We start from the raw sequence: 1,823 nt of genomic DNA, 5'->3' as shown, positions 1-1,823 counted from the left end.
ATCACCCGGACATCGACGGGATCGAGGTGTACGACAAGGAGGGCGCGCACGCCGGGGCCATCGGCATGCTCCGGAAGGCCGGGGAATTGCGGAGAGGCGGATACGAAGCCGCCGTCCTGCTCCAGAACGCCATCGACGCCGCGCTTCTCGCTTTTCTCGCCGGCATACCGGAAAGGATGGGGTATGCGACGGACGGGAGGCGGCTGCTCCTCTCGCACCCCGTCCCGGTGACGGAGGAGATCCTCTCCCTGCATCACGCGGAATATTACCTGCGGCTCCTCGCGGAGCTCGGGGTTCCCCGCCCGGAAGCACCCCGGCTGCTGCTGCGGGTGACCGCGGAGGAACGGCAGTCGATGCGTTCCCGGCTCGCCGGGCTGGGCGTCCCCGAGGGGAGGAGGATCGTGGGGATCAACCCGGGAGCGACCTATGGGTCGGCGAAGCGCTGGTTCCCGGACCGGTTCGCGAAGGTGGCCGACACCCTGTCGGAGGAATGGAACGCCGCCGTCGTCCTGATGGGGTCGGTCCCGGAGGCGCCTCTTTCCGCGGAGATCGAGACGGCGATGGGCCGCAAGGCGGTGAATCTCGCCGGGCGCACCACGGTGCGGGAGGTGATGGCCCTGCTTGCCTCCTGCTCGTTCCTGGTGACGAACGACTCCGGGCCGATGCACATCGGGGCGGCGTTCGGTGTCCCCCTGGTGGCCATTTTCGGACCCACGGATTGGCGGAAGACCTCCCCGTGGACAAAAAAGGCGAGGATCGTCCGGGTGGACGTCGACTGCTCCTCCTGCCACCGGAGGGAGTGCGACCGGGGGCATGAATGCATGGTGGGGGTCACCGCCGACATGGTCATCGCGGCGGCGCGCGAACTCATGGCGGAGGTCCGGTGAGATGGGGCCGCCGGGGTTCCGGAGGATCCTCGTGGTGAAACTCTCGGCGCTGGGGGATGTGGCCCACGCCCTTCCCGTCGTCGACTACCTCCGCAAGGAGGCCCCCGGAGCGCAGGTGGACTGGGTGGTCGACCGGCGGTTCGCCCCCCTGCTCGAGGGGAATCCGGGCCTGCGCCGCGTGATCCCTCTTGACCTCAAGGCGTGGAAGAGGCGGTGGTCGGCCCGGGATGCCCGCCGGGAAGCCGGGGAGGCGGTCCGGAACCTGCGCCACGGGAAGTACGACCTCGCCTTCGACATCCAGGGGAACGCCAAGAGCGGGGTCGTGACCCGCCTCTCGGGCGCCCCCTTGCGGTACGGTTTCGACCGGCACGGGGTGCGGGAGGTCCCGAATCTCCTCTTCACCAACCGGAAGATCGCGCTGCGGCCGGAGGACCGCCACATCAGCCAGAAATACCTGCGGGTCGTGGCCGCCCCGTTCGGCGGCCGGTTCGACCTCGGCGCGCTGGAGACGGACATCGTGACCTCTCCCGCGGAGGAGGATCTAGCGGGGCGCACCGTGCGGGAACTCGCGCCCGGCGCGTCGCCGGTTGTGGTCGTTCACCACGGCACGACCTGGGGCACCAAGCGGATGGACCCCGCGTTCTGGGCCGGGGCGGTCCGCGCCCTTCGGGCCCGGTACCCCCGGCTGGGCGTCCTCCTCTCCTGGGGGAGCGCGGAGGAGCGGGACGAGGCCGTGAGGATCCGCGAGAGGGCCGGAATAAGGGTGGAGCTGCTCCCCCGGCTCTCCCTCAAGGAGCTCGCTGCGCTTTTCCGCTATTGCGGGTATCTCCTCGCGCCCGACACGGGCCCCTTGCACATCGCGGCGGCGGTGGGCGCCAGGACCGTTTCCGTCTTCCGCGTGACCGACGGGAACCGGAACGCGCCGTACGGGCCGAA

Annotated in this window: 2 protein-coding genes; both read left to right on the top strand. The window is 70.2% G+C overall.

Annotated elements, in window-relative coordinates:
• A partial coding sequence (gene waaF, locus VJ307_10760) for a lipopolysaccharide heptosyltransferase II (protein HJX74616.1) occupies positions 1-887 on the top strand: 887 nt, incomplete at its 5' end.
• A gap of 1 nt (position 888) precedes the next feature.
• A partial coding sequence (locus VJ307_10755) for a glycosyltransferase family 9 protein (protein HJX74615.1) occupies positions 889-1,823 on the top strand: 935 nt, incomplete at its 3' end.

Source organism: Candidatus Deferrimicrobiaceae bacterium, assembly GCA_035256765.1.
Classification (GTDB): domain Bacteria; phylum Desulfobacterota; class Deferrimicrobia; order Deferrimicrobiales; family Deferrimicrobiaceae; genus CSP1-8.
Note: the sequence above shows the minus strand (reverse complement) of the source record. Positions and strands in the feature narration are given on the sequence as shown.